20 protein-coding genes are annotated in these 19,546 nt (G+C 71.6%); 10 read left to right on the forward strand and 10 right to left on the reverse strand.

Annotated elements, in window-relative coordinates; all coding sequences use genetic code 11:
• Positions 1 to 19 precede the first annotated feature (19 nt).
• Entirely contained in the window at positions 20 to 1,381 is a 1,362-nt protein-coding gene (gene hisD / locus ACIBCJ_RS32185; protein ID WP_365981216.1) for a histidinol dehydrogenase, read from the reverse strand.
• Positions 1,382 to 1,470: 89 nt separating this feature from the next.
• Positions 1,471 to 2,382 carry a LysR family transcriptional regulator gene (locus ACIBCJ_RS32190; RefSeq protein ID WP_362103379.1) on the reverse strand — a complete coding sequence of 304 codons (912 nt, stop codon included), beginning with the start codon at positions 2,380 to 2,382 and terminating at the stop codon, positions 1,471 to 1,473.
• 241 nt (positions 2,383 to 2,623) lie between these two features.
• Between ACIBCJ_RS32190 and ACIBCJ_RS32195 the strand changes: the two genes are divergently transcribed.
• Positions 2,624 to 3,496 (forward strand): carbon-nitrogen hydrolase family protein, encoded by an 873-nt coding sequence (locus ACIBCJ_RS32195; RefSeq protein WP_365981215.1) that lies wholly within the window; start codon positions 2,624 to 2,626, stop codon positions 3,494 to 3,496.
• A 46-nt stretch (positions 3,497 to 3,542) separates the two neighbouring features.
• On the opposite strand, the gene ACIBCJ_RS32200 is transcribed toward ACIBCJ_RS32195, so the two are convergent.
• On the reverse strand, positions 3,543 to 4,970 hold the full coding sequence (locus ACIBCJ_RS32200; RefSeq protein WP_365981214.1) for a CoA transferase: 1,428 nt from the start codon (positions 4,968 to 4,970) through the stop codon (positions 3,543 to 3,545).
• 228 nt (positions 4,971 to 5,198) lie between these two features.
• On the opposite strand from ACIBCJ_RS32200, the gene ACIBCJ_RS32205 reads away from it, so the two are divergent.
• Positions 5,199 to 5,648: an SRPBCC family protein gene (locus ACIBCJ_RS32205; RefSeq protein WP_362509334.1), complete on the forward strand. Its 450-nt coding sequence runs from the start codon at positions 5,199 to 5,201 to the stop codon at positions 5,646 to 5,648.
• Between the two features lie 173 nt (positions 5,649 to 5,821).
• Here the strand turns inward: ACIBCJ_RS32205 and ACIBCJ_RS32210 are convergent, their stop codons facing one another.
• Positions 5,822 to 6,400 carry a snapalysin family zinc-dependent metalloprotease gene (locus ACIBCJ_RS32210; protein ID WP_362103383.1) on the reverse strand — a complete coding sequence of 193 codons (579 nt, stop codon included), beginning with the start codon at positions 6,398 to 6,400 and terminating at the stop codon, positions 5,822 to 5,824.
• A 241-nt stretch (positions 6,401 to 6,641) separates the two neighbouring features.
• Between ACIBCJ_RS32210 and ACIBCJ_RS32215 the strand changes: the two genes are divergently transcribed.
• From ACIBCJ_RS32215 to ACIBCJ_RS32225, 3 genes are all read left to right on the forward strand, one after another.
• Complete coding sequence (locus ACIBCJ_RS32215) at positions 6,642 to 6,824, forward strand: hypothetical protein (RefSeq protein ID WP_362103384.1); 183 nt, start codon at positions 6,642 to 6,644, stop codon at positions 6,822 to 6,824.
• Positions 6,825 to 6,929: 105 nt separating this feature from the next.
• The gene (locus ACIBCJ_RS32220) at positions 6,930 to 7,304 is read left to right on the forward strand and encodes a VOC family protein (RefSeq protein WP_365981213.1); all 375 of its coding nucleotides are present in this window, start codon (positions 6,930 to 6,932) and stop codon (positions 7,302 to 7,304) included.
• A gap of 177 nt (positions 7,305 to 7,481) precedes the next feature.
• Positions 7,482 to 8,912 carry a protein kinase gene (locus ACIBCJ_RS32225; protein ID WP_365981212.1) on the forward strand — a complete coding sequence of 477 codons (1,431 nt, stop codon included), beginning with the start codon at positions 7,482 to 7,484 and terminating at the stop codon, positions 8,910 to 8,912.
• 237 nt (positions 8,913 to 9,149) lie between these two features.
• Here the strand turns inward: ACIBCJ_RS32225 and ACIBCJ_RS32230 are convergent, their stop codons facing one another.
• The 3 genes from ACIBCJ_RS32230 to ACIBCJ_RS32240 form a co-directional block, all read right to left on the reverse strand.
• Positions 9,150 to 9,320, reverse strand: coding sequence for a hydrophobic protein (locus tag ACIBCJ_RS32230; protein WP_362103387.1), 171 nt, complete (start codon positions 9,318 to 9,320; stop codon positions 9,150 to 9,152).
• Positions 9,321 to 9,480: 160 nt separating this feature from the next.
• Positions 9,481 to 11,025 (reverse strand): FG-GAP repeat protein, encoded by a 1,545-nt coding sequence (locus tag ACIBCJ_RS32235; protein WP_365981311.1) that lies wholly within the window; start codon positions 11,023 to 11,025, stop codon positions 9,481 to 9,483.
• A 481-nt stretch (positions 11,026 to 11,506) separates the two neighbouring features.
• Positions 11,507 to 12,307, reverse strand: coding sequence for an HAD family phosphatase (locus ACIBCJ_RS32240; RefSeq protein ID WP_365981211.1), 801 nt, complete (start codon positions 12,305 to 12,307; stop codon positions 11,507 to 11,509).
• 499 nt (positions 12,308 to 12,806) lie between these two features.
• Here ACIBCJ_RS32240 and ACIBCJ_RS32245 point away from each other — a divergent pair, with 499 nt between their 5' ends.
• The 4 genes from ACIBCJ_RS32245 (at position 12,807) to ACIBCJ_RS32260 (ending at position 15,367) form a co-directional block, all read left to right on the forward strand.
• Positions 12,807 to 13,445: a ScbR family autoregulator-binding transcription factor gene (locus ACIBCJ_RS32245; protein ID WP_365981210.1), complete on the forward strand. Its 639-nt coding sequence runs from the start codon at positions 12,807 to 12,809 to the stop codon at positions 13,443 to 13,445.
• Between the two features lie 98 nt (positions 13,446 to 13,543).
• Entirely contained in the window at positions 13,544 to 13,951 is a 408-nt protein-coding gene (locus ACIBCJ_RS32250) for a DUF4190 domain-containing protein (protein ID WP_362103390.1), read from the forward strand.
• A gap of 346 nt (positions 13,952 to 14,297) precedes the next feature.
• Complete coding sequence (locus ACIBCJ_RS32255; protein ID WP_388778421.1) at positions 14,298 to 14,462, forward strand: hypothetical protein; 165 nt, start codon at positions 14,298 to 14,300, stop codon at positions 14,460 to 14,462.
• Positions 14,463 to 14,938: 476 nt separating this feature from the next.
• A complete protein-coding gene (locus tag ACIBCJ_RS32260; protein ID WP_365981310.1) occupies positions 14,939 to 15,367 on the forward strand; it encodes an ATP-binding protein in 429 nt (142 codons plus the stop codon).
• Between the two features lie 29 nt (positions 15,368 to 15,396).
• On the opposite strand, the gene ACIBCJ_RS32265 is transcribed toward ACIBCJ_RS32260, so the two are convergent.
• The 3 genes from ACIBCJ_RS32265 to ACIBCJ_RS32275 form a co-directional block, all read right to left on the reverse strand.
• Positions 15,397 to 15,771 (reverse strand): hypothetical protein, encoded by a 375-nt coding sequence (locus ACIBCJ_RS32265; protein ID WP_365981209.1) that lies wholly within the window; start codon positions 15,769 to 15,771, stop codon positions 15,397 to 15,399.
• A complete protein-coding gene (gene ctaD / locus ACIBCJ_RS32270; RefSeq protein ID WP_365981309.1) occupies positions 15,768 to 17,480 on the reverse strand; it encodes a cytochrome c oxidase subunit I in 1,713 nt (570 codons plus the stop codon). Before ctaD ends, ACIBCJ_RS32265 begins: the two co-directional genes overlap by 4 nt.
• 261 nt (positions 17,481 to 17,741) lie before the next feature.
• Positions 17,742 to 18,662, reverse strand: coding sequence for a LysR family transcriptional regulator (locus tag ACIBCJ_RS32275; protein WP_362512094.1), 921 nt, complete (start codon positions 18,660 to 18,662; stop codon positions 17,742 to 17,744).
• 132 nt (positions 18,663 to 18,794) lie between these two features.
• On the opposite strand from ACIBCJ_RS32275, the gene ACIBCJ_RS32280 reads away from it, so the two are divergent.
• Positions 18,795 to 19,181: a VOC family protein gene (locus ACIBCJ_RS32280; protein WP_362103394.1), complete on the forward strand. Its 387-nt coding sequence runs from the start codon at positions 18,795 to 18,797 to the stop codon at positions 19,179 to 19,181.
• The last annotated feature ends 365 nt before the right edge of the window (positions 19,182 to 19,546 follow it).

Genomic DNA, 19,546 nt, shown 5'->3' on the forward strand with positions numbered 1-19,546 from the left:
GTGCCCTACCGGCGACCGGTCACAGCTGTTCGCGCAGCGGCGCGGGAACGGAGTCGAAGGCAGCGGACGTACGGCCGACCCGGTCGATGCGGAGCGTGGCCGTCGCCCCGTGGGCGGCGAGTCCCTCGAACGCGGAGATGCGCTCGACGGCGGGTGCCAGTGCGGCCGTGCCGTTCTCGGCCGCCCTCTGGTACGTGAGCGGCTTGAGGAAGCGGGAGACCGACAGGCCCGCGTTGTAGCGGGCGGTCTTGCCCGTCGGCAGCACGTGATTGGTGCCGGCGATGCCCTTGTCGGAGTACGCCACGGTGGACCAGGGGCCGATGAACAGCGAACCGTAGTTGGTGAGGTTCCGCAGGTAGTAGTCGTCGTCCTCGGTGTGGACCTCCAGGTGCTCGGGGCCCAGGACGTCGGCGACGGCGATCGCGTCGTCACGGTCCCGTACGACGATCACGGAGCCGAAGTCGCGCCAGGCGGGTCCCGCGATGTCCCGCGTCACCAGCTTCTCCAGCTGGCTCTCCACCTCCGCGGCCACGGCACGGCCCAGCGCCTCGGACGTGGTGATCAGCGCGGCGGGCGAGTTGGGGCCGTGCTCGGCCTGCCCCAGCAGGTCGGCCGCCACCCACGCGGGGTCGGCACTGTCGTCGGCGATCACCGCCACCTCCGACGGTCCCGCCAGCAGGTCGATGCCGACGCGTCCGAACAGCTGCCGCTTGGCCTCCGTGACGAAGGCGTTGCCCGCGCCGACCAGCATGTCGACCGGTGCCTCGCCGAGCAGGCCGAAGGCCATGGCACCGAGCGCCTGGACCCCGCCGACGGCGAAGACCCGGTCCGCCCGGGACAGGTGGGCGCCGTACAGAACGGCGGGGTGGGCGCCGTGCTCGCCGGACGGCGGCGTGCACGCCACGACCATCGGCACCCCGGCCGTCTTCGCGACGTTGACGGTCATGAAAGCGCTGGCCAGCAGCGGGAACCTGCCCGCCGGCAGGTATGCGCCGACCCGGGAGACGGGGACGTACCGCTGGCCGCAGTTCACCCCGGGAGCCAGTTCGATCTCGAAGTCGGTCAGGTGCTCGCGCTGCGCGGCGGCGAACCGGTGCGTGCGCTCGTACCCCATCTCCAGCGCGGTACGGACGTCCGGAGGCAGGGCGTCCCCGGACTTCTTCAACTCGGTCTCGCTGATCTCCAAATCGCCGGACCAGCCGTCCAGTTCCTCGGCGTAGGCGCGGACCGCGTCCAGACCCCGGCGCTCGATCTCCCGCAGCATCTGCGAGACACGCTCGACCACCTTCGGGTCACGCTGGGCGGGCGGGCCGTCGACGGCGGGCTTCTTCAGCCACTGGAGAGGGGGGAGGGCCTGTGCTTCTTCGTGCGTGATCTGCATGACCGGGACGCTAGGCGAGACGGAGCCACAGGACCAGAGGGGCCTTTCCTGGACGTCCCACAGGGAAACCCTGTGGCTCGGTCGGCCTCTCACTCGCCCCTGCTCTGGCGCACCTCCCGCAAGGTGTCCTCGGCCAGCCGGGCGAGCTCCCGGGTGGCACGCGACAACGGCCGGCCACGGCGCCGAACGAGCGCGATCGTGTCGTACAGCGGTTCGGCGAAGGACGCCGTGTGCAGGCCGGCCGGAAACGACGGGCTCCCGATGACGGCGCTGCTGGCGATCGTGTCCCCGACCCCGACCGCCGCCAGCTTCACCGCCGCCTCGACGTGCTCCAGCTCGATGAGCGGATCGATCCGGACACCGGCCAGCTGGGCCCGTTCCGCGAGCTGCCGCCGCGTCGGATCCTGCCAGCCGTAGTGCGCGTCGTACAGCACGAGTGGCGCCTGCGAGAACGCCTCGATGGTCACCGGCACGCGCGTGCGCTCCGGGGCGGCGCTGACGTAGAACACCTCGTCGCGCAGCAGCGGGGTGACCGACAGCCCCTCGTCGTCGATGGGCAGGACGACGAGCCCCGCCTCTATGCGGCCGGCCGCCACGGCGGCGGCGGTCTCCGCCGAGTTCTGGCCGACGAGCCGCACCCGGACCTTGGGGTAGCGGGCGTGGAACATCTGGACGAGGTCCGCCAGCAGGTAGTAGTCGGCGTTGCGCAGGACTCCGAAGGTCGCCGTGCCACCGCCCAGCGAACCCAGCGAGTGCACGGCGCGGATCCCGCTGTCCGCCGCGGCCAGCGCCTCCTGCGCGTACGGCAGCAACTCCTGCCCGGCGGTCGTGAGGGTGAGCGTGCGGCTTCCCCGGACGAACAGTTCCGCGTCCAGTTCCGCCTCCAGGCGGCGGACCAGTTCGGAGGCGGAGGCCTGAGCGATGTCCATGGCTCCCGCCGCGGCGGTGAACGACCCGAGGCGTTCGGCCACGACGAATGCCCTGAGCTGGTTGAGGGTCATGCCGCCCCTCCTGGCACGGGGTGGGCGGCATGTCGGGGCGAGGAGCAGGTCGAAGGCATGCCGGAACCCTAACGGGGCCCGGGGTCCCCGTCCGGGGTGAGCGACCCCGGCCTGCCGCAGGATTCTCCTGTGCTTCCCACAGGTTTCGGCGGCCTTGTCCTGTGTACGGCCGGATGATTGGCTGCTGCCCGTCCCCTCCTCTACGCCTCTACGCCACCCGATGCGGAAGGTGCCCACCTCCATGCCCACCCCCCTGTCGCTCGGCCTGGTGCAGACGGCCGCCTTCCACCACGGTGACGACCCCTTCGAAGGCTTCGCCCGCCAGGTGCGCGGCCTCGCCCGCGCCCACCCCGCCGTCCGGCTGTTCGTCTTCCCGGAACTGCACGTGTGCGGGCACCGGCCCGACGAGGACCCCGAACAGGTCATGAACACCGCGGCGCAGGAACTGGACGGTCCCAGGGGCTCCGCGCTGGCCGCCCTCGCCCGCGAGCTGGGCGTGTGGCTCGCCCCCGGAAGCGTCTACGAACGCGGCGAGGACGGACACGTCTACAACACGGCCCCGGTGTATTCGCCCGAGGGGAAGCGAATCGCCGAGTACCGCAAGGTCTTCCCGTGGCGCCCCTACGAGACCACGGCGGCCGGTGACCGCTTCGTCGTCTTCGACCTGGAGGAGCACGGGCGAGTGGGTCTGTCGATCTGCTACGACGCGTGGTTTCCGGAGATCACCCGGCATCTGGCGTGGCAGGGAGCCGACCTCGTTCTGAACCTCGTACGCACACCGACCGTCGATCGTGCTCAGGAACTCGTCCTCGCCCGTGCGAACGCGATCGTCAATCAGGTCTTCATGGCCAGCGTGAACGCGGCGCCCCCGGACGGGATCGGCCGCAGCGTCGTGGTCGATCCCGAAGGCCGGGTGCGCGCCGAGTCGGGTCCCGAACCGCGGATCGTCGTCACGGACGTCCTCGACCTCACCGAGGCCCGACGGGTCCGCCGGTACGGCACCGCGGGGCTCACCCGGGTCTGGGATCCCTTCAGCGACGGCCGGCAGCCCATCGAGCTGCCCCTCTACCAGGGGCGGATCGAGCCGGCGCGGTGGCGCCGCGGGCCTGGATGATCCAGCGACCGCGACCGCGACGGCTCGGCGGGCACCTCGGCGCCGTTCAGGCCCAGTTCGGCAGGTCGGTGCCCCACCGGGTGGGTCCACGGTTCCAGTTCGAGGGTGCGCCTTCGTAGTGGACCGGGGGCAGTGCGTGCCGCAGCGGACCGTAGGGGGACGCGGTCTCGGTGAGCCGGGCTCCGGGGTCGTGGGGGTCGTCTCCGCCCGGGGCGGAGGCGGGGCGGATGTCCAGCAGCCAGGAAGCCGTACCCGCCAGGGAGAGGCGAAGGTGTCGCCCGCCACCGGCGGCGTGGCGGTCGCTGAGCGCACGCAGGACGGCCGCGGCGAGCAGATACCCGGTCCCGTGGTCCAGCGCCTGAGCGGGCAGGACGCCGGGTCGGCCGTCGGCGCCGGCCTCGATCGCGGCGATACCGGTACCGGCCTGGACGAGGCTGTCGAAGCCGCGTCGCCCGGCCCAGGAGCCGGACCAGCCCCAGGCGCACAGCTGGGCGACGATCAGGCCGGGACGCCGGGACAGGAGCGCGTCGGGCGCGAGTCCGTGCCGGTCCAGGGCACCCGGTCGGTATCCGATCACCACGACGTCCGCCTCGCTGAGAAGGTCCTCGAAGGAGCGCCGGCCGGCAGGGTCGGCGAGGTCCAGCAAGGTGGAGCGTTTGCCCATGCCGGTGTCGGCATGGGCATCTGCGTCCTCGGCGAGTCGGGGCGCGTCCACGCGCAGCACGTCGGCGCCCAGCAGTGCCAGGGTGCGGGTGGCGACGGGACCGGCGATGACACGGGTCAGGTCGAGGACACGGACCCCTTGGGCCGGCAGGGAAGCGGGCACCAGTAGCCGGGGATCGCCCTGAGGCGCGGGCCGCGTCTCGATCAGAGCGGACCCCGCCGCGACGGGTGGGCGACGGGCGGCGAGTGCGGGGCCGGCGGGCAGGTGGCCATCGGGCCTGTGGCCGGCGGGCGCGGACGCCACGGCGACGGCCAGGCCGCCGGCCGCGTAGACGGCCTCCTGGATCTCCAGGGCCGGACGCGATGCCAGTTCCTTCGCGAGCGTGTCCACCAGGGCGTGGTCCTGCCCCGTGTCCGAGAGCCCGAGGGCGCCGAGCAACCGGGCACGGTGGTGGGGGTAGTTGGCGTGCGTGCGCACCCATCCGTCGGCTGCCTGCCAGAAACCGGACAGGGGGGCGAAGGACGCCGGGGCCCTGCCGTCGATGCGCAGGTGGCGCTCACTGACGAACGCGGTGGCCACCGCGCCCTCGTCCACCCGCACCGCGGGCACCGGCACGCGGTTGCGCAGTGACAGCAGTTCCGCGGCGGCCAGTGAGGCAACCGCCACGGCGGCCCGGGCCAGTTCCCTCACTGGCAGACGCGACGGCAGGACGGCGCCCGCCCCCTCGAAGGACACCCTCCGGACCAGTTGGCGCCGGCCTCCCAGGGCCGCCCAGGCGTGTGCGGTGGCCGCATCCTCGGTATACGTCATCCGCTCATTGTGCGGCTCGCGGCGCAGGGTGACGTGGACGGAGGCAGGGTCACCGGGCCGCACCGCGCCGGCGTAACCCGGAGCGTGTGTCTCGTCACGTGGAGGGCGGCGGCGGAGGTTGTGGGTGTGAGGCCCGGAGTGCGGGACACCCGCGGAGTGCAAGAGAGTTCATCTCGTGCTCGCGGTGGTCACCAGCGCGGGCGCACGGTCAGTGAAAGGGGCTTCTGCGTGTCTCAGGTCGAGGAGTCGGTCGAGGTCGACGTGCCGGTGCACACGGCGTACAACCAGTGGACGCAGTTCGAGACCTTCCCCGAGTTCATGGGCGGCGTGGAGCGGATCGAGCAGCGCAGCGACACGCTGACGCACTGGACGACGAGTGTGGGCGGGGTGAAGCGCGAGTTCGACGCACGGATCACGGAGCAGGTCCCGGACGAGCGGGTGGCCTGGACGACCGTCGAGGGCGAGGCCCGTCAGGCCGGGGTGGTGACGTTCCACCGGCTGGACGAGGCGCGCACCAAGGTCATGCTGCAGATGGAGTTCGACCCGGACGGTCTCGCGGAGACGGTGGGGGACAAGCTCGGCCTCGTACGCAAGCAGGTCACCGGGGACCTGGGGCGGTTCAAGACGTTCATCGAGAAGCGCGGCCGGGAGACCGGGGCCTGGCGAGGTCAGGTCTGACCCGCCCGGCACCTGCGGGCCCCGCGAGCACGAGGAGTGCCGACGGGGCCCGCCGTCCGTGCCGAGCGGCCGACATCGGCCCGGGGAGGGGCGGATGCCGGTGGAAGGGCCGGCAGTCGGAGGGCGCGGGAGGGACGTGCGGCACCGCGGAGGTGCCCCGAAGCCGCGCCGGGTCAGTCCTCCAGGAGGACGGGCACCGGTCCCGTCGCCGCTGACGGCGACGCGACCGCAGCGGTGAAGTTGTCCTCGACTTCCGCCTTCTCCGCGGCGTTCGGGTACGGGTTCGTGCACGGCACGCCCGCGCTGGATCCCGACATCAGGCTGGAGCAGGGTCCGGGTTTGCGATCCGGCAGGCCCAGGATGTGGCCGAGTTCGTGGGACGAGATGCGCACCGTGTCGTAGCCCTCGTTCACCGCTTGGCGGCCGATCCACACGGTGCCGTTGCCCAGGGAGGTGGGGAGGGCGCGCGGCCAGCCGTTGTCGGCCAGGATCCGGATGTTGGCCCGTTGCCCGGCCGCGGCAGGCCGCAGCTCCGCGCCGTCCACGCTCGCGTTCCAGATCGCCGCGCCCCGGTCGACCGCGGACCTGAACTCCGCGGACCCGCTCGCGTCGTAGGTGAGGACCCGCGCCGCGGCCGATGAGGCGGAGGTGGCGCCCGGCGTTTCCGCGGCCAGGGCCTGACCACCGCCCAGGGCGGGCAAGGACGTCAGCAGGATCGCGGCTAGGCCGCTCGTGAGTGTCCGGACATGCATGTTCGATCTCCTTGTGGGGGATAGGAGTCGTGCGCATGACATCACTGGGTTGCCTGCCCACTGGATGCGGCTGCCAATCCGTGATTTCGACCGGACGGCGGGCGAGTTGCGGGCGGGGAGGCGTCGTCCTCCTTCCGGCCCGAATTCGCGTGTCTGGGCCGGGGGCGCGCGTAGGGTCGGGAATGTGACGAAGAACCCGAAGTCTTCCGCGTCGACACCCGAGACGGAGCCCTGTCCGGACATGTCCGCGAAAGCGGCCGCCTTCCTGGCCGGTCAGCAGATCACGATGACGCAGTGCGGACTGTGCGGCACGGAGATCGCCGGGGTGAACGGGCGGTATTCCTGCGGGGTCTGCGGCTGGACGAACCCGTGGTGGGAGGGGACCAGCACGCTGCCGAGCGCGCAGGACGACGTACAGACGTGAGAAGGGGGCGGCACGGAGAGGCCCTGTTCGGCTTCCTCGCCGCAGGGCGGACCCGCGGGTTGGACACGGAGGCATGAGGCCGAGCGCCGGGGCAAGGCTGAGGACATGACTGCCACGCTCGGTGCCTTCGTCCTCGGTACTCCCGACCCTCCCGCGCTCGCCGACTTCTACCGGGCGCTGCTCGGTTGGGAGGAGGCCGAACGGTCGCCGGAATGGGTGCGGCTGAAGGAGCCGGGACGGGAGCGCCCCAGCCTGAGCTTCCAGCTGGAGCGGGATCACACGCCTCCGACCTGGCCGCAGCGCCCGGGCACCCAGCAGATGCAGGCACATCTGGACCTCCAGGTCGCCGACCTGGCGGAGGAGACCGCGCGGGCCGTCGCCCTCGGCGCGACGCTGCAGGAGCACCAGCCGCAGGAGGACGTGCGGGTGTTGCGCGACCCGCACGGCCATCCGTTCTGCCTGTTCCTCCCGGGCGCCTGAAAGCCCTCGGCGGACACCGGGCCACCGGTCGGACTCGGTCGCGGACGCCACTTCGCAGAGGTTCGCGGCACTGCTCGGCAGAGGCACGGGTGTCGTGAGGCGGCCCCCTGGGTACCCGCCGGCCGGCGGCACACCGGCGAGCGCCCGGACCCGCGTCTCGATGCCATGGGAGAGGGAATGGGACTTCGTGAGTCGGCTCGGACCGTCGCTTCCCGATGCTCCGCCGAAGTACTGTGCGGCCGCTACCGTCTGGACGGCCGCATCGGTTCGGGCGGTGCCGCGGACGTCCATCGGGGCCTCGACCTGCGGTTGAGGCGGCCGGTGGCGGTCAAGGTGTTCCGGCCCGACACCGGCTTCGACCTGGCGGAGGCCTCGCACGGCGAGGCAGTGATCCTGGCACGGTTGCAGCACCCCGGACTCGTCACCGCGTACGACGTCGGGCAGCACAACGGGCGTGGCTTCCTGGTCATGCAACTGATCGAAGGCGAAACGCTCAAGAAGCGCATCGCCCGGGGACCGCTGACACCGGCGGCGACGGCGGCAGTCGGCGGAGGCCTCGCCGACGCGCTCGCCCACGCCCACGACGCCGGAGTCGTCCACCGAGACGTCAAACCGTCCAACGTCCTCCTGGACGCCTCACACCGTCCCTACCTCACCGACTTCGGCATCTCCCGTCTGCTGGACGCCACCACACGCACCGCCACCGGCACACTCGTCGGCACCGCCGCCTACCTCTCCCCCGAGCAGGTCCTCGGCCGGCCCGTCGGCCGCCCCGCCGACGTGTACGCCCTCGGCCTGGCCCTCCTGGAGTGCCTCACGGGCAGGCTCGAATACGACGGCGGACCTCTGGAAGCCGCGATCGCACGACTGCACCGCCGGCCCGTCGTGCCCCCCGGGCTGCCGGCGGCATTCGCGGACCTGCTGAGGGACATGACCGCCCTGGACGAGCGGGACCGTCCGACAGCCCGTGACTGCGCCCGCACGCTGGCGGCGTGGGCCGACCCGGTGAGCCTCGCGGCCGGCCCGTCGGCGCCGACCGGGAGCTTCGTCCCCTCACCCGTGGCGTCGCGTTCCGCCGACCGTACCCATCCGAAACCGTCCGTCGGGGACCGGACCGCTCCTCGTCCCGTGCCCGCGCGACGGCGCACGCTCGTGGCGGGTGTGGGCGTCACGCTCGTCACGGTGCTGGCGACCGCCCTCACCCTCGCCGACGACTCCGCACCCCAGGGGCACGACCGAAGCGCGACCGAGGCCAGCGGCGCTCCCACCGGAGACGTGCATGCTCCACGGACCAAGCGGGAGACCGAGGCGTCCACGCCCTCTGCCGCGACACCATCGCCCTCCCGCCACAACGCCTCGGCCGACGCCGACCGGCAGGCCGCCTCCCCGGCCCAGGGCGCTGACCGTGCACCCGGTGCCGGTACGGCTGCGCACGACTCCGCGGCGCGGGGTGCGGACCGCGGCCCGAGCGTCCCGCCTGCGCCGGCGGGGCGCGGCCGGTCGGGCAAGGCCCCGGACCATCGCCCGCCCGGCCAGGCCAAGAAGACCGAACAGGCCGCTGACAAGGGACCGGGCAAGAGGGCCGAGCCGCCGAACGCGAAACGCTGAGGAGCCGTGAGGGGCGTTCGCGTCTGATCACCGCACGGGTCGGGGCCCGGTGATGGGAGGTGGGTTCCGCTGCGCCACCGGGCCCCGACTGTGACGGCTGATGCCCGGGAAAGCGGCATTCACACCCATTGCGGCACAACCGGCTTCCGGTGCCGGACATGCCGGTGGGCCCCGGACGGTGTCCGGGGCCCACCGATGGCTCGGGCCCGCTGGTGCGGTGCGGCAGTGCCGACTCGGCTACCAGCGATACCAACGGCCCTTGCGGCCGCCACCGTCCGCGGAACGGACGACGAAGCCCAGCAGCCAGACCACCAGCACGATGACGGCGATCCACCACAGTGCCTTGAGGGCGAAGCCCGCACCGAACAGGATCAGAGCCAGCAGAAGAACGAGAAGCAGGGGAACCATAGTTATCAACCTCCGCCGCTCCTCGTGCCCGCCACCAGGCGGAACACACACCTGACCACCCTGATTTCTTCACGGTCCGACCACTGGCCGGTCGCGAACGGAGCGCGGGGAGACGCATGACCGACGGGCCCGGGCGGCGTCGGCACGGCTGGTGCCACGGTCACTCGTCGACGGCCGCGCCGAACCGCGCGTCGGCCGCCGGAGCGCCGAGGCGTGTCCCGTCGTAGGTCCAGGTGCCGGCGGCGACCAGGCCCGACGGAGACGCGGGCAGCACCCAGATGAAGCCGTCGTCGCCGTTCTCACCCGGTGCCGCCGCCAGGAGTCCGTGGCGACCGTCCTTGTCGGCGTCGATCAGCCGGACCTGACCGCCCCAGCGGTCGGACCTCTCCGCCGTTCCGGGAATGGCGGAGAGCTGCTGGTCGAAGCTCTTCGCGCCCGTGCCGCTCAAGCCGGTCCGGTCGCCGCGCAGCACCCACACCGCCCCCGCGTCGGGCACGCTGCCGATGTCCTCGCCGGGCGCCCCGACGGCGAGGTCGGGGTGGCCGTCGCCGTCGGTGTCCCCGGCCGACAGCTCGGCGCCCCACTGGTCGCCCGCCTCCGCGGTCCCGGGCACTCCGGGGGAGTCCTGGGTCCAGTACTGCGCCGGTTCGGGCTCCAGCCCGGACAGGTCCCCGCGGCCGAGGTACAGGGTGATGCCACCTCCCGTCGGTGCGCCGGCCCCGGTGTCGCCGATGACGAGATCGTCCTGACCTGTGCCGTCCCAGTCGCCCGAGACGACGGCCGGACCACCCGGGAAGGTGCCCCCGTCGCCGAGAGCGCCGGAGTCCGGCGCGCCGTGCAGGACGTGCACCGTGCCCACACCCGGCCGCCCTCCGGTGGTGACGCCTGAGACGGCCAGGTCGGCCCAGGAGTCCTCGTTGTAGTTGCCGTGGCTCAGGCTGCGGAACTCGAAGCCGGCGCCCGACGGCGCCAGATCACTCGCCCGCACACGGTGCTCGGACAGGGTGGGGTGCCGTGCCGTCAGGCCGGGCGTGAGGGTGAAGAAGAGCAGGGTGTCGTCCTCCAGGAGGGCGAGGGAATCACGCGGGTCGGCGTCCGGATCCGCCGGATCGGGGGCGAAGTACCGGGCCGCCTCGACGGCCCGTCCGAAGCTCGCTCCGGCCCGCGGGGCTTCGTCCTCCAGCCAACTGCTGTCGGACCCGTGCAGCCCGGTGGGCGACCCCCAGAACACGACGGCGCCGCCCGCGTCGGGCAGACCCCCGAGATCCTCGCCCGGGATGCCGACGACGGCGTCGTCATAGCCGTCGTTGTCCAGGTCACCGGAGGCGACGGCCGCGCCGAAACGGTCACCGGCCTCCGCGCCGCCGGGTACGCCGGAGACGTTCTGGTGGAGCACGCTCTTCCTCGTCGTGCTCAGACCGCCCGACGAGCTGTACTGGACGGAGACGTAACCGGCGCCCGAGGCGCCGCCCACCGTGGCTCCGGGGGCACCGGTCAGCACGTCGTCGTAACCGTTGCCGTCGTAGTCGCAGTTGCGCTGCTGCCACCCGATGGACGGGAAGGGCACAGGAGCTGGGGCCTGGGCCGGGGCCGCGGGCGCCGAAGGGGCTGCGACCACCGCGCCGCCGCCGAGAGCGAGGAGCGCGGCCGTCGCGACGACCGCTCGTCCGAAGTGACATACCGGAAGGCGTACGGGAAGACGCACAAGAAGACGCACAGGAAGACCTCCCTGGTCTCCGGGACCGCCCGCGGTCCATGCCGGCCGCGGCGGGTGCGGGCGAGGGTGTGCGACGCTGCGCGCGCCGGACACCGGGAGAGGGACTGGTGCGCGCCTGCCGCACGGCACCGGTCCGCGCCGCAGCCTCCAGCATGTGAAGGACGTGCGGCCGTGTGCGTCTTCCGCCGTCGTGCAGTGCGGTGAGGGCACGGACCTTGTTGCGTTCACCGAGTAGACAACCGCGCGTCGTCGAAGGTTGTACGCACGCCGCTGCGGGCCGCGGGCTGCGGGCTGCCAGCCCCGCCCCCCTGGCCGCTGGACTTCAGTGCCCGGCCGCTCGCGCCTCGGCGCAGGGTCCGAGGGGGAGGGCGAGGGCAGTGCCGTACGGTGCGAGATCCCTCATCGCGGGCCTGTGGAGCCACAGGCCGCCGGGACGCCGAGCGGAGCGCCGGGAGTGCCCGCCTCGCCCTCAGTCGGACCCGTGTTCCTCCTGGGGCTCCGTGCGGGATCCGGTGGGGACCGTGGACGGCTGCCTTACCCATGTCAGCGCCTCTTCGCAGTCCAGCCGCGGGATCCAGGCGTCGGACCTACCGCAGTCGCCGCCCTCGGGCAGGGGGCCCACACCGAGCACGCGCAGGCCCGCACGGGCCGCCGACTCGATACCCGTGAGGGAGTCCTCGACGGCGAGCGCGGCCCGTGGCGGGACCCCGCAGAGGCGGGCGGCCCTGCTGTACACGTCGGGCCACGGCTTGGGCCGTACGGCCTGCTCCGGCTGCTCCGGTGTTTCCTCCGTCACCGGCCCCGGCCCCGGCCCGCGAGAGTGTTCGGGCTGCACCGTGGGCACGACGACATGCCGGAAATACCGTCGCAGCCCGGCGCGGTGAAGGCTCTCGTCCACGACCTCCAGGGGGCAGTTGCTCGCGACGGCCAGGGGAAGCCGGCGCGCGCACAGCCGTACGAACTCAGGGGCGCCCGGCATGGTCAACGGGTCCTCCGCGACGAGCGACAGGAAGTGCCGGAGCAGGGACGCGGAGAGATCGGCGGCCAGGTCGGGCTTGTTCGTCTCCTGCGCCATCAGGCGGCCGCAGTCGAGGTAGTGCACTCCCTTGGCCCGCTCGGCGAAACCCGGTGGCGTGGGCAGTCCGAACTCGCGGAAGGCGCGGGTGCGGGCGTCCTGCCAATGACGTTCGGTGTCCATCAGGGTGCCGTCGCAGTCGAAGACGACGGCCTCCGGTGACCAGTTGCGCAGGGTGCGTGAGATCGGCGCCACGGTGCCTCCTGGGGTGGGCGGTGCCGCGCGGGGCAGGACCGCGTTCGTGGTGATGCCGCGTGGCGTGACGCGCGGTACGGACCGCCGCCGTTCCCTCCCGGGCTTCGGCCAGGGAGGAGCATTACGGGCATCAAGCACAAAAGGAAAACATTGCGACGGCTACGTTATTTCCGTGCCGAAATGTGGCGCAATCACCATTTCGAGTGCTCGCTCTTCGGACAGTCGTGGTGTATGGGCTGTGAAGGGGAGGCAATTGCCAGTGGCCTGACGCTCAGTCATGAAGGGTGTGTAGCAGCGGACTTGAGGAGTCTCGCCCGTCAGGCATTTCCTGCCGGGACGCGGTGACCGTGCGGCAGGGTTGACCGGGAATCGCGTCCAGCGGGGTCACAGGCCACCCGCACGCGTGCATCTTCGAAAGGAATGTGGAACATCCGCGCACGGTTGACGCTCGATTGCTCCAGGCGTACGCGGGCGCACTACATTTCCCGTCATTCATTCCATGACGACCCGAAAGCGCGGAACCTTGCAGGAACGGGCCAGAGCAACCCGCAGTTCACTCCTCGAGGCGGCCGCCTGCCTCTTCGCCGAGCACGGATACGCGGGGACCAGCGTCAATGACATAAGCGCCCGCTCCGGTCGCACCAGCGGGTCGGTCTACTTCCACTACACCAGCAAGGAGGGCATCGCGCTGGCCGTCGTCGAAGGCGGCTTCGCCACCTGGTCCGGTCTCGCCACCCGCTACGCCGATCACGCAGTGCCGCCGCTGGAACGCCTGGTCGTGCTCAGTCACGAGGTCGCCCGCGCGCTCTCCGAAGACCCCCTGACCCGGGCCGGTGCCCGTCTGTGGGCGGAGCGCGACACCATCAACGTGCACCTTCCCGACCCGTTCGTTCTCTGGACGACCGCGGTGACCCGTCTGCTGGCCCAGGCCCGGATCACCGGGCACCTGGCCGCCCACGTGCGGCCGGCCGGCACCGCACGGACACTGGTGCGCGCCTTCTTCGGCTTCTGCACCCTCACCGATGCACTGGAAGGCCCGCACGCCGTCAACGGTCGCGTCACCGACTGGTGGGACCTGACGCTGCCTGCCCTCCAGTCGGGCGCACGCCCGGTCGGCGGAGCGGCCCGCGAGGCGTGAGGCGGGAACCCTGACGCGGAAGGCATCCGCCGGGCTCGTCGGGGCATGCGCACACCACGGCAACTCGTCCCCGGGCACACAGAGATGAGCGTGAAGACGTGGCCTTCCCCGAACATCCCGGAACACCCGCCGACTCGACGCAGTCATACTCCACGGCTGGGCGCGGCAACGGACTGGCCGTCGCGGCGCTCGTACTCGGCATCCTGGCCGTCCTCTTCTTCTGGACCGTCATCGGCGGCGCGGTCCTCGGGCTCCTGGCGTTGATCTTCGGCATCATCGGCGCTCGCCGGGCCCGGGGCGGCCGGGCCCCACGCGGAAAGATGTCCGTCGTCGGAGCGGTGCTCGGCGCGCTCGGGCTCGTCGCCTCGATCGTGATCATCGCCATCGGTGCGTCGATCCTGAACTCGGACGAGTTCAAGGACTTCGACGACTGCGTCCAGCACGCCGACAGCCAGAGCGAGCGGGACGCCTGCGCGGACGACTTCAACGAGGACATCAACCGCTGACGCGTTCGGTGCCGGTGCCGCGCGAAAGGCAGCGGGTCATCCGCCCGCGGCACCGTGTCCGTGAGCAGCCGGTCCGACAGCCGCCGCTGTCACCGCGAGGGCGGACCAGGCCCGCCGCCCGTGCCGCGTGCGCGCCTCCTGCCCGACCGCGGAGGTGCTCCCCGCCGTGCGCATCGACGCCGCCGCGGCCGTCGGCGGAGCGGCGAGCCCCGGCGTCCCGTGCGGCGATGGCCACCGTCGTGCCCTCCGGCTGGCGACATGCAGTCCGCAGCGGCACGCTGGAAAGGTGACCAGCGCGCCCATAGTCGTGCACCGGCCCTCTGTAGCAGGCGGCCGGAGAGTCAGCGTGCACCACCACGGACGGGACGAGATCCTCGGCACCGCCTACAGCGACCACGACCTGGTCGTGCTCCTGGAAGGCGCCGGCATGACCGACCCGGAGGACGTCCTCGACCAGCCGCAATGGGTGGAATGGCGCGAGGCCCCCGCTCACGACTTCGGTGCCGGCTGACAGCCGGGCCATGGCGAGGCATCACCCGTGACGCGGAACGCGCCGGCTCTTGGCCTCTCACGTCTGCGGCCGACCGTGCCCCGGTCCGGAATCGGCCGCTCGGTCGTCACGCGTCCTTCGCACATCACGCCAGGCTGTCACGCAGCCCGACGACGAGGGTGTCCTCGGCCCGCGGTGGCAGGCGGAAGGCCGTACGGACCGGTCTGCCTCCTGGCTGCCGGACCGGTCCGCGTCCTGGATGTGTCAGTGTTCCCTCGACTACGTCTAGGCTTCCCCCCGGGTCAGCGGCGCGCGAAGGACTTCGCCCACCGCCCGGACCGGACGCACGGCCCGCTCGTGCCGCAGGCGGCGTACGGGGGAGGGGCCGGTCCGGGTGCGCGCATGAGGATGTGAGGACGACGCCAGTGGAGAACCTGGTCGAGGACGCCGGCTGTACCGGGCAGCCGGACGACTACGTGACGCGCGGCGACTGTGTGATGCGCAGCGCCTACGTGCTGGACGCGGAAGGCGGCGGCTGCATCGCGGACGCCCGCCGTCACGCCGCCACCTTCCTCGACCGGGCCGCCCGAGAGCACCGTCTGCCGGTCTCCGCACGGACGAGGGACCTCACCCAGCTGGTGGTCAGCGAACTCGTCACCAACGCCCGCAAGTACGCCCCGGGGCCGGTCCGAATAGCGCTGCGCATCAGCGCCCGCGCCGTGGACGTCGTCGTGTCGGACACCCACACCTCGGTGCCGGCCGCTCGTCCCGCCGATCCCCGCAGGATCGGCCAGCACGGCCTGGAAATCGTCAAAGCCGTCTCGGAGGAGCTGTTCGTGGAGCGGGAGCCGGGTGGCAAACGCATCACCGCCCGCATCTCCCTGGACAGTGCCCGGGCCACGAGGACCGGTACGACGACGGCATAGCCGACGCGTCACGCCGCTCGACCGTCCGCTCAGCGCGCCCACGTGCACAGCGCGCCGCTGACTCCGGCCGCACAGACCAGGAGGCCCGACGCCCACGCCGCGTGGCGTCGGAGCAGGTCGCGCCGCAGCTGCCGGTAGCGGGCCTCGTACTCCCGGCGCAGCTCGTCGGCGCGCCTGACCGTCACACCGAGCATCTCTTGGGACAGGGCGATGCGGTGGCTGACGTAGTGCCGGGCGAGGTCCTCGGCCTGGGCGGTGGTCAGCCAGGGGAGGGCACTGCACAGGGCCTGTGCGTCGCGGCGCGCGTCGTGCCGGTGCTCCCGCGCCAGCAGGAAGCCCTCCGCCTGCGCCGCGACGGCCGAGGCGGCTCCCGGGGACGGGACGCGAGGGGGCCGCTCGGTCATCTCCGGTCGCCTTTGTGGCCGCTGGGGTCCAGGGCGTCGCGTTGCCCGGTGTTCTCCGCCTGGTCGAGGCCGGCCATCGCGGGGTGGTGCAGATCGAAGGCGGGCGACTCGGAGCGGACCCTGGGCAGGGTGACGAAGTTGTGCCGGGGCGGCGGGCAGGACGTCGCCCATTCCAACGAGCGACCGTACCCCCAGGGGTCGTCGACGTCGATGCGCTTCCCGCGCTGGGCGGTCTTCCAGACGTTGTAGAGGAAAGGCAGGGTGGACAGTCCGAGGAGGAAGGCGCCGATGGAGGAGACGGTGTTCAGAGCGGTGAAGCCGTCGGCGGCGAGATAGTCGGCGTAGCGGCGCGGCATGCCCTCGGCGCCGAGCCAGTGCTGGACGAGGAACGTCGTGTGGAAGCCCACGAACAGCGTCCAGAAGTGCACTTTCTCCAGTCGGTGGTCGAGCATGGTGCCGGTCATCTTGGGCCACCAGAAGCTGAAGCCGCCGAACATGGCGAAGACGATCGTGCCGAAGAGCACGTAGTGGAAGTGGGCCACGACGAAGTAGCTGTCGGTGACGTGGAAGTCGAGCGGCGGCGAGGCCAGGAGGACACCGGTCAGGCCTCCGAAGAGGAACGTGACGAGGAAGCCGGCCGCCCACAGCATCGGCGGCTCGAACGACAGGGATCCCTTCCACATGGTGCCGATCCAGTTGAAGAACTTCACCCCGGTGGGGACGGCGATGAGAAAGCTCATGAACGAGAAGAACGGCAACAGCACGGCGCCGGTGGCGAACATGTGGTGCGCCCAGACCGTGACCGAGAGGCCGGTGATGGCGATGGTGGCGCCGATCAGCCCCATGTACCCGAAGACCGGCTTCCGCGAGAAGACGGGGATGATCTCGCTGATCACCCCGAAGAAGGGCAGCGCGAGGATGTAGACCTCGGGGTGGCCGAAGAACCAGAAGAGGTGCTGCCACAGGACCGCTCCGCCGTTCTGCGCGTCGAAGACGTGGGCGCCGAACTGCCGGTCGGCCTGGAGCACCAGCAGGGCGGCCGCCAGCACCGGAAAGGCGAGGAGGACCAGCACCGAGGTGAGCAGCACGTTCCAGGTGAAGATCGGCATGCGGAACATGGTCATGCCCGGGGCACGCATGCAGATGATGGTGGTGATGAAGTTGACCGCGCCGAGAATCGTGCCGAACCCGGAGAGCGCCAGCCCCATGATCCACATGTCGGCCCCGTCGTAGGGGGTCCGCTCGCCGCCGCTGAGGGGTGTGTAGGCGGTCCAGCCGAAGTCGGCGGCGCCCTGGGTGGTGAGGAAGCCAGAGAGCACGATCAGGCCACCGAGGGCGAACAGCCAGTAGGAGAGCATGTTCAGCCGCGGGAACGCGACGTCCGGGGAACCGATCTGCAGCGGCATGATGGCGTTGGCGAACCCGGCGAACGTCGGTGTCGCGAACAGCAGCAGCATGATCGTGCCGTGCATCGTGAAGGACTGGTTGTACTGCTCGGTCGACACGATCTGCAGGCCGGGCCGCGCCAGCTCCGCCCGGATCACCATGGCCAGCGCCCCGGCGATGAGGAAGAACGCGAACGACGTGATCAGGTAGAGGTGCCCGATCTTCTTGTGGTCGGTCGTGGACAGCCAGCTGATCAGGACGTGGCCCCCGCCACGCCGCTCGGCCACGGGGACGGGAGCCACCGGCTCGGTATGAGTCGCCATCATGTCCTCACTCGGCGCAGCAGGTGACCGAGGACGGCGACGATCGGCCCCCTCCGGCCCTGGGTCGGGCAGTGCGTGTCCAGCCCGGTGAAAAGTAGCCGCCCCTGCTCCCGGCCGTGTCCGCGCACAGCCGTTCCTGGGCCGAAGAGACGCATGTTCCAGCCGGACGGGTGAGACGCGGGCGTGTCTGCGCCCGGCCCCACGACCTGTCACGGGCCGCCGCCCCCATCCGGCCGACGACGGCCTGTACCCGGCGGTGGCTCAGTGTCCCCGGACTGGCGGCAGCGGTTCGGCACGCTGGTTCCGAGCCGTTTCGAGCAGGGTCTCGATGAAGGCGTGCACCTTCGGGGTGCTGTTCGTGGCGGCCCACAGGAGACCGTATTCGACCGGCGGCGCGTCGCGGAAAGGCACGTAGACGACGTCGGGACGCGAGTAGTAATGGGCCGCGCGGGCGCACGTGGGGGAGACCCCCTTGCCCGCGCCCACCAGGGCGAGCACTTCCTGCCAGGCGGTGGTGGACGGTCCGCGCCGGATGGGGCGCCCCTTCGGGGTGCGGCGCGGATAGTGATGGTCGATGAAGTACTGGGGCTGACTCGTCACGGTGATCAGGGGGGCCTCGGCGAGGTCCTCCATGGAGACGGTGTCCCGCTCGGCGAACGGGTGCCCGCGGGGGACGACGAGCGCACGGGGCTCCGTGAAGACGACCGGGCCGTTGACGATGTCCGGTTCGTCGATGGGCAGCTCGATCAGCTGGATGTGGTGAGTGCCGTCGCGCAGAGGGCCGATCGGGTCGAGGAGCGGGGACTCGTGGATGTGGACCGTACAGTTCGGATGCCGGGCTCGGAAGACGTCGGTCGCGGCCACGACGAGGGTGCCGCACCAGGCCGCGGAGTAGGCGACGGCGAGTTCACCGGTGATGCCCCGTCCGGCGGCGGCCGCGGCCGACAAGGCTTCCTTGATCTGCTGGTAACCGGCGGCGAGGCCCTCTTGCAGCACCTTGCCGGTGGGCGTGAGCTGGACACTGCGGCTGGTCCGTTTGAACAGCTCGGCGCCGATGGCACGCTCCTGCTTCTTGATGGCCTGGCTGACCCTGGCCGGTGAGACACGCAACCGGTCCGCCGTCCGGCCGAAATGCAGTTCCTCCGCCAGCACCAGGAAGATCTCTATCTCCCTCAGTTCCACGCTCTCCGCCCCCACCTCTGCTTCGTGTATCGCTGGGTTAACCGCCGTTGCACGAAGCGTTCTTGATGCCCTACGTCGAGATCGTGATGCTTGACCGTGTGAGCAGCGGCTACGTGGAAGGGGGCTCAGCGTATGAACATTATGGGGTCGGCTGTCTGGCTGACCGTCGACGACCCGGCGTCCTCCGCTCGGTTCTTCGTGAGCCATCTGGGGTTCCGCGAAGTGCTGGCCACCCAGGGAGTGACCCACCTTGCGCGGGACGACGCGGCCACCGACCTGGTCCTGCGCAAGGGCGCCGGCCCGAGCGTCCGGCAGAGCCGTCCGCCCGTGCAGGCGGAGGTGATGGTGTCCTTCACCGTCACCTCCATTCACGCCGAGTACGAGCGCCTGAGGCGGGAGGGGGCGAGGATCACTCTCCCGGTCCGCAAGGAACCCTGGGGAGAGTGGGTGCTTCAGCTCACCGACCCCAACGGCGTGGTGGTCCAACTCGTGACGTGGGTCCCTCCGGCCGGAGCCTGACCGGCCTCGGAACGCACGGCCCGAGTGCCCACGTCCGCATGCCCGGCTCCGAGGCGGCGCGCCCGCTGCCACCCCAGCCTCCCCACGGGGGGTGTCCGCACATGCCGTGTGCGTCAGTTTCCGCGCAGGAGGAGAGAGACCATGGCGCTGTTTGCCGTCCCCCCGTTCGGCCGGAGAGCGCAAGAGGCATCCGCCGGGCCGCGTGACGAGCGGCGGGCTGCGAGTCGACCGGCCCTGCGGACCGGGCGCCAACGAGTCCGGGCCGGGACGGCACGAGGCGTACCGCCGAAGCAGAACCGCCCCCTACGCCGGTGAAGCACGTCCTTCACGGCGCCCCTTGACCCCGCCGCCCGTTTCCGGCTTCC

It is taken from the genome of Streptomyces sp. NPDC051136, assembly GCF_044455745.1.
Taxonomy (GTDB): Bacteria; Actinomycetota; Actinomycetes; order Streptomycetales; family Streptomycetaceae; genus Streptomyces.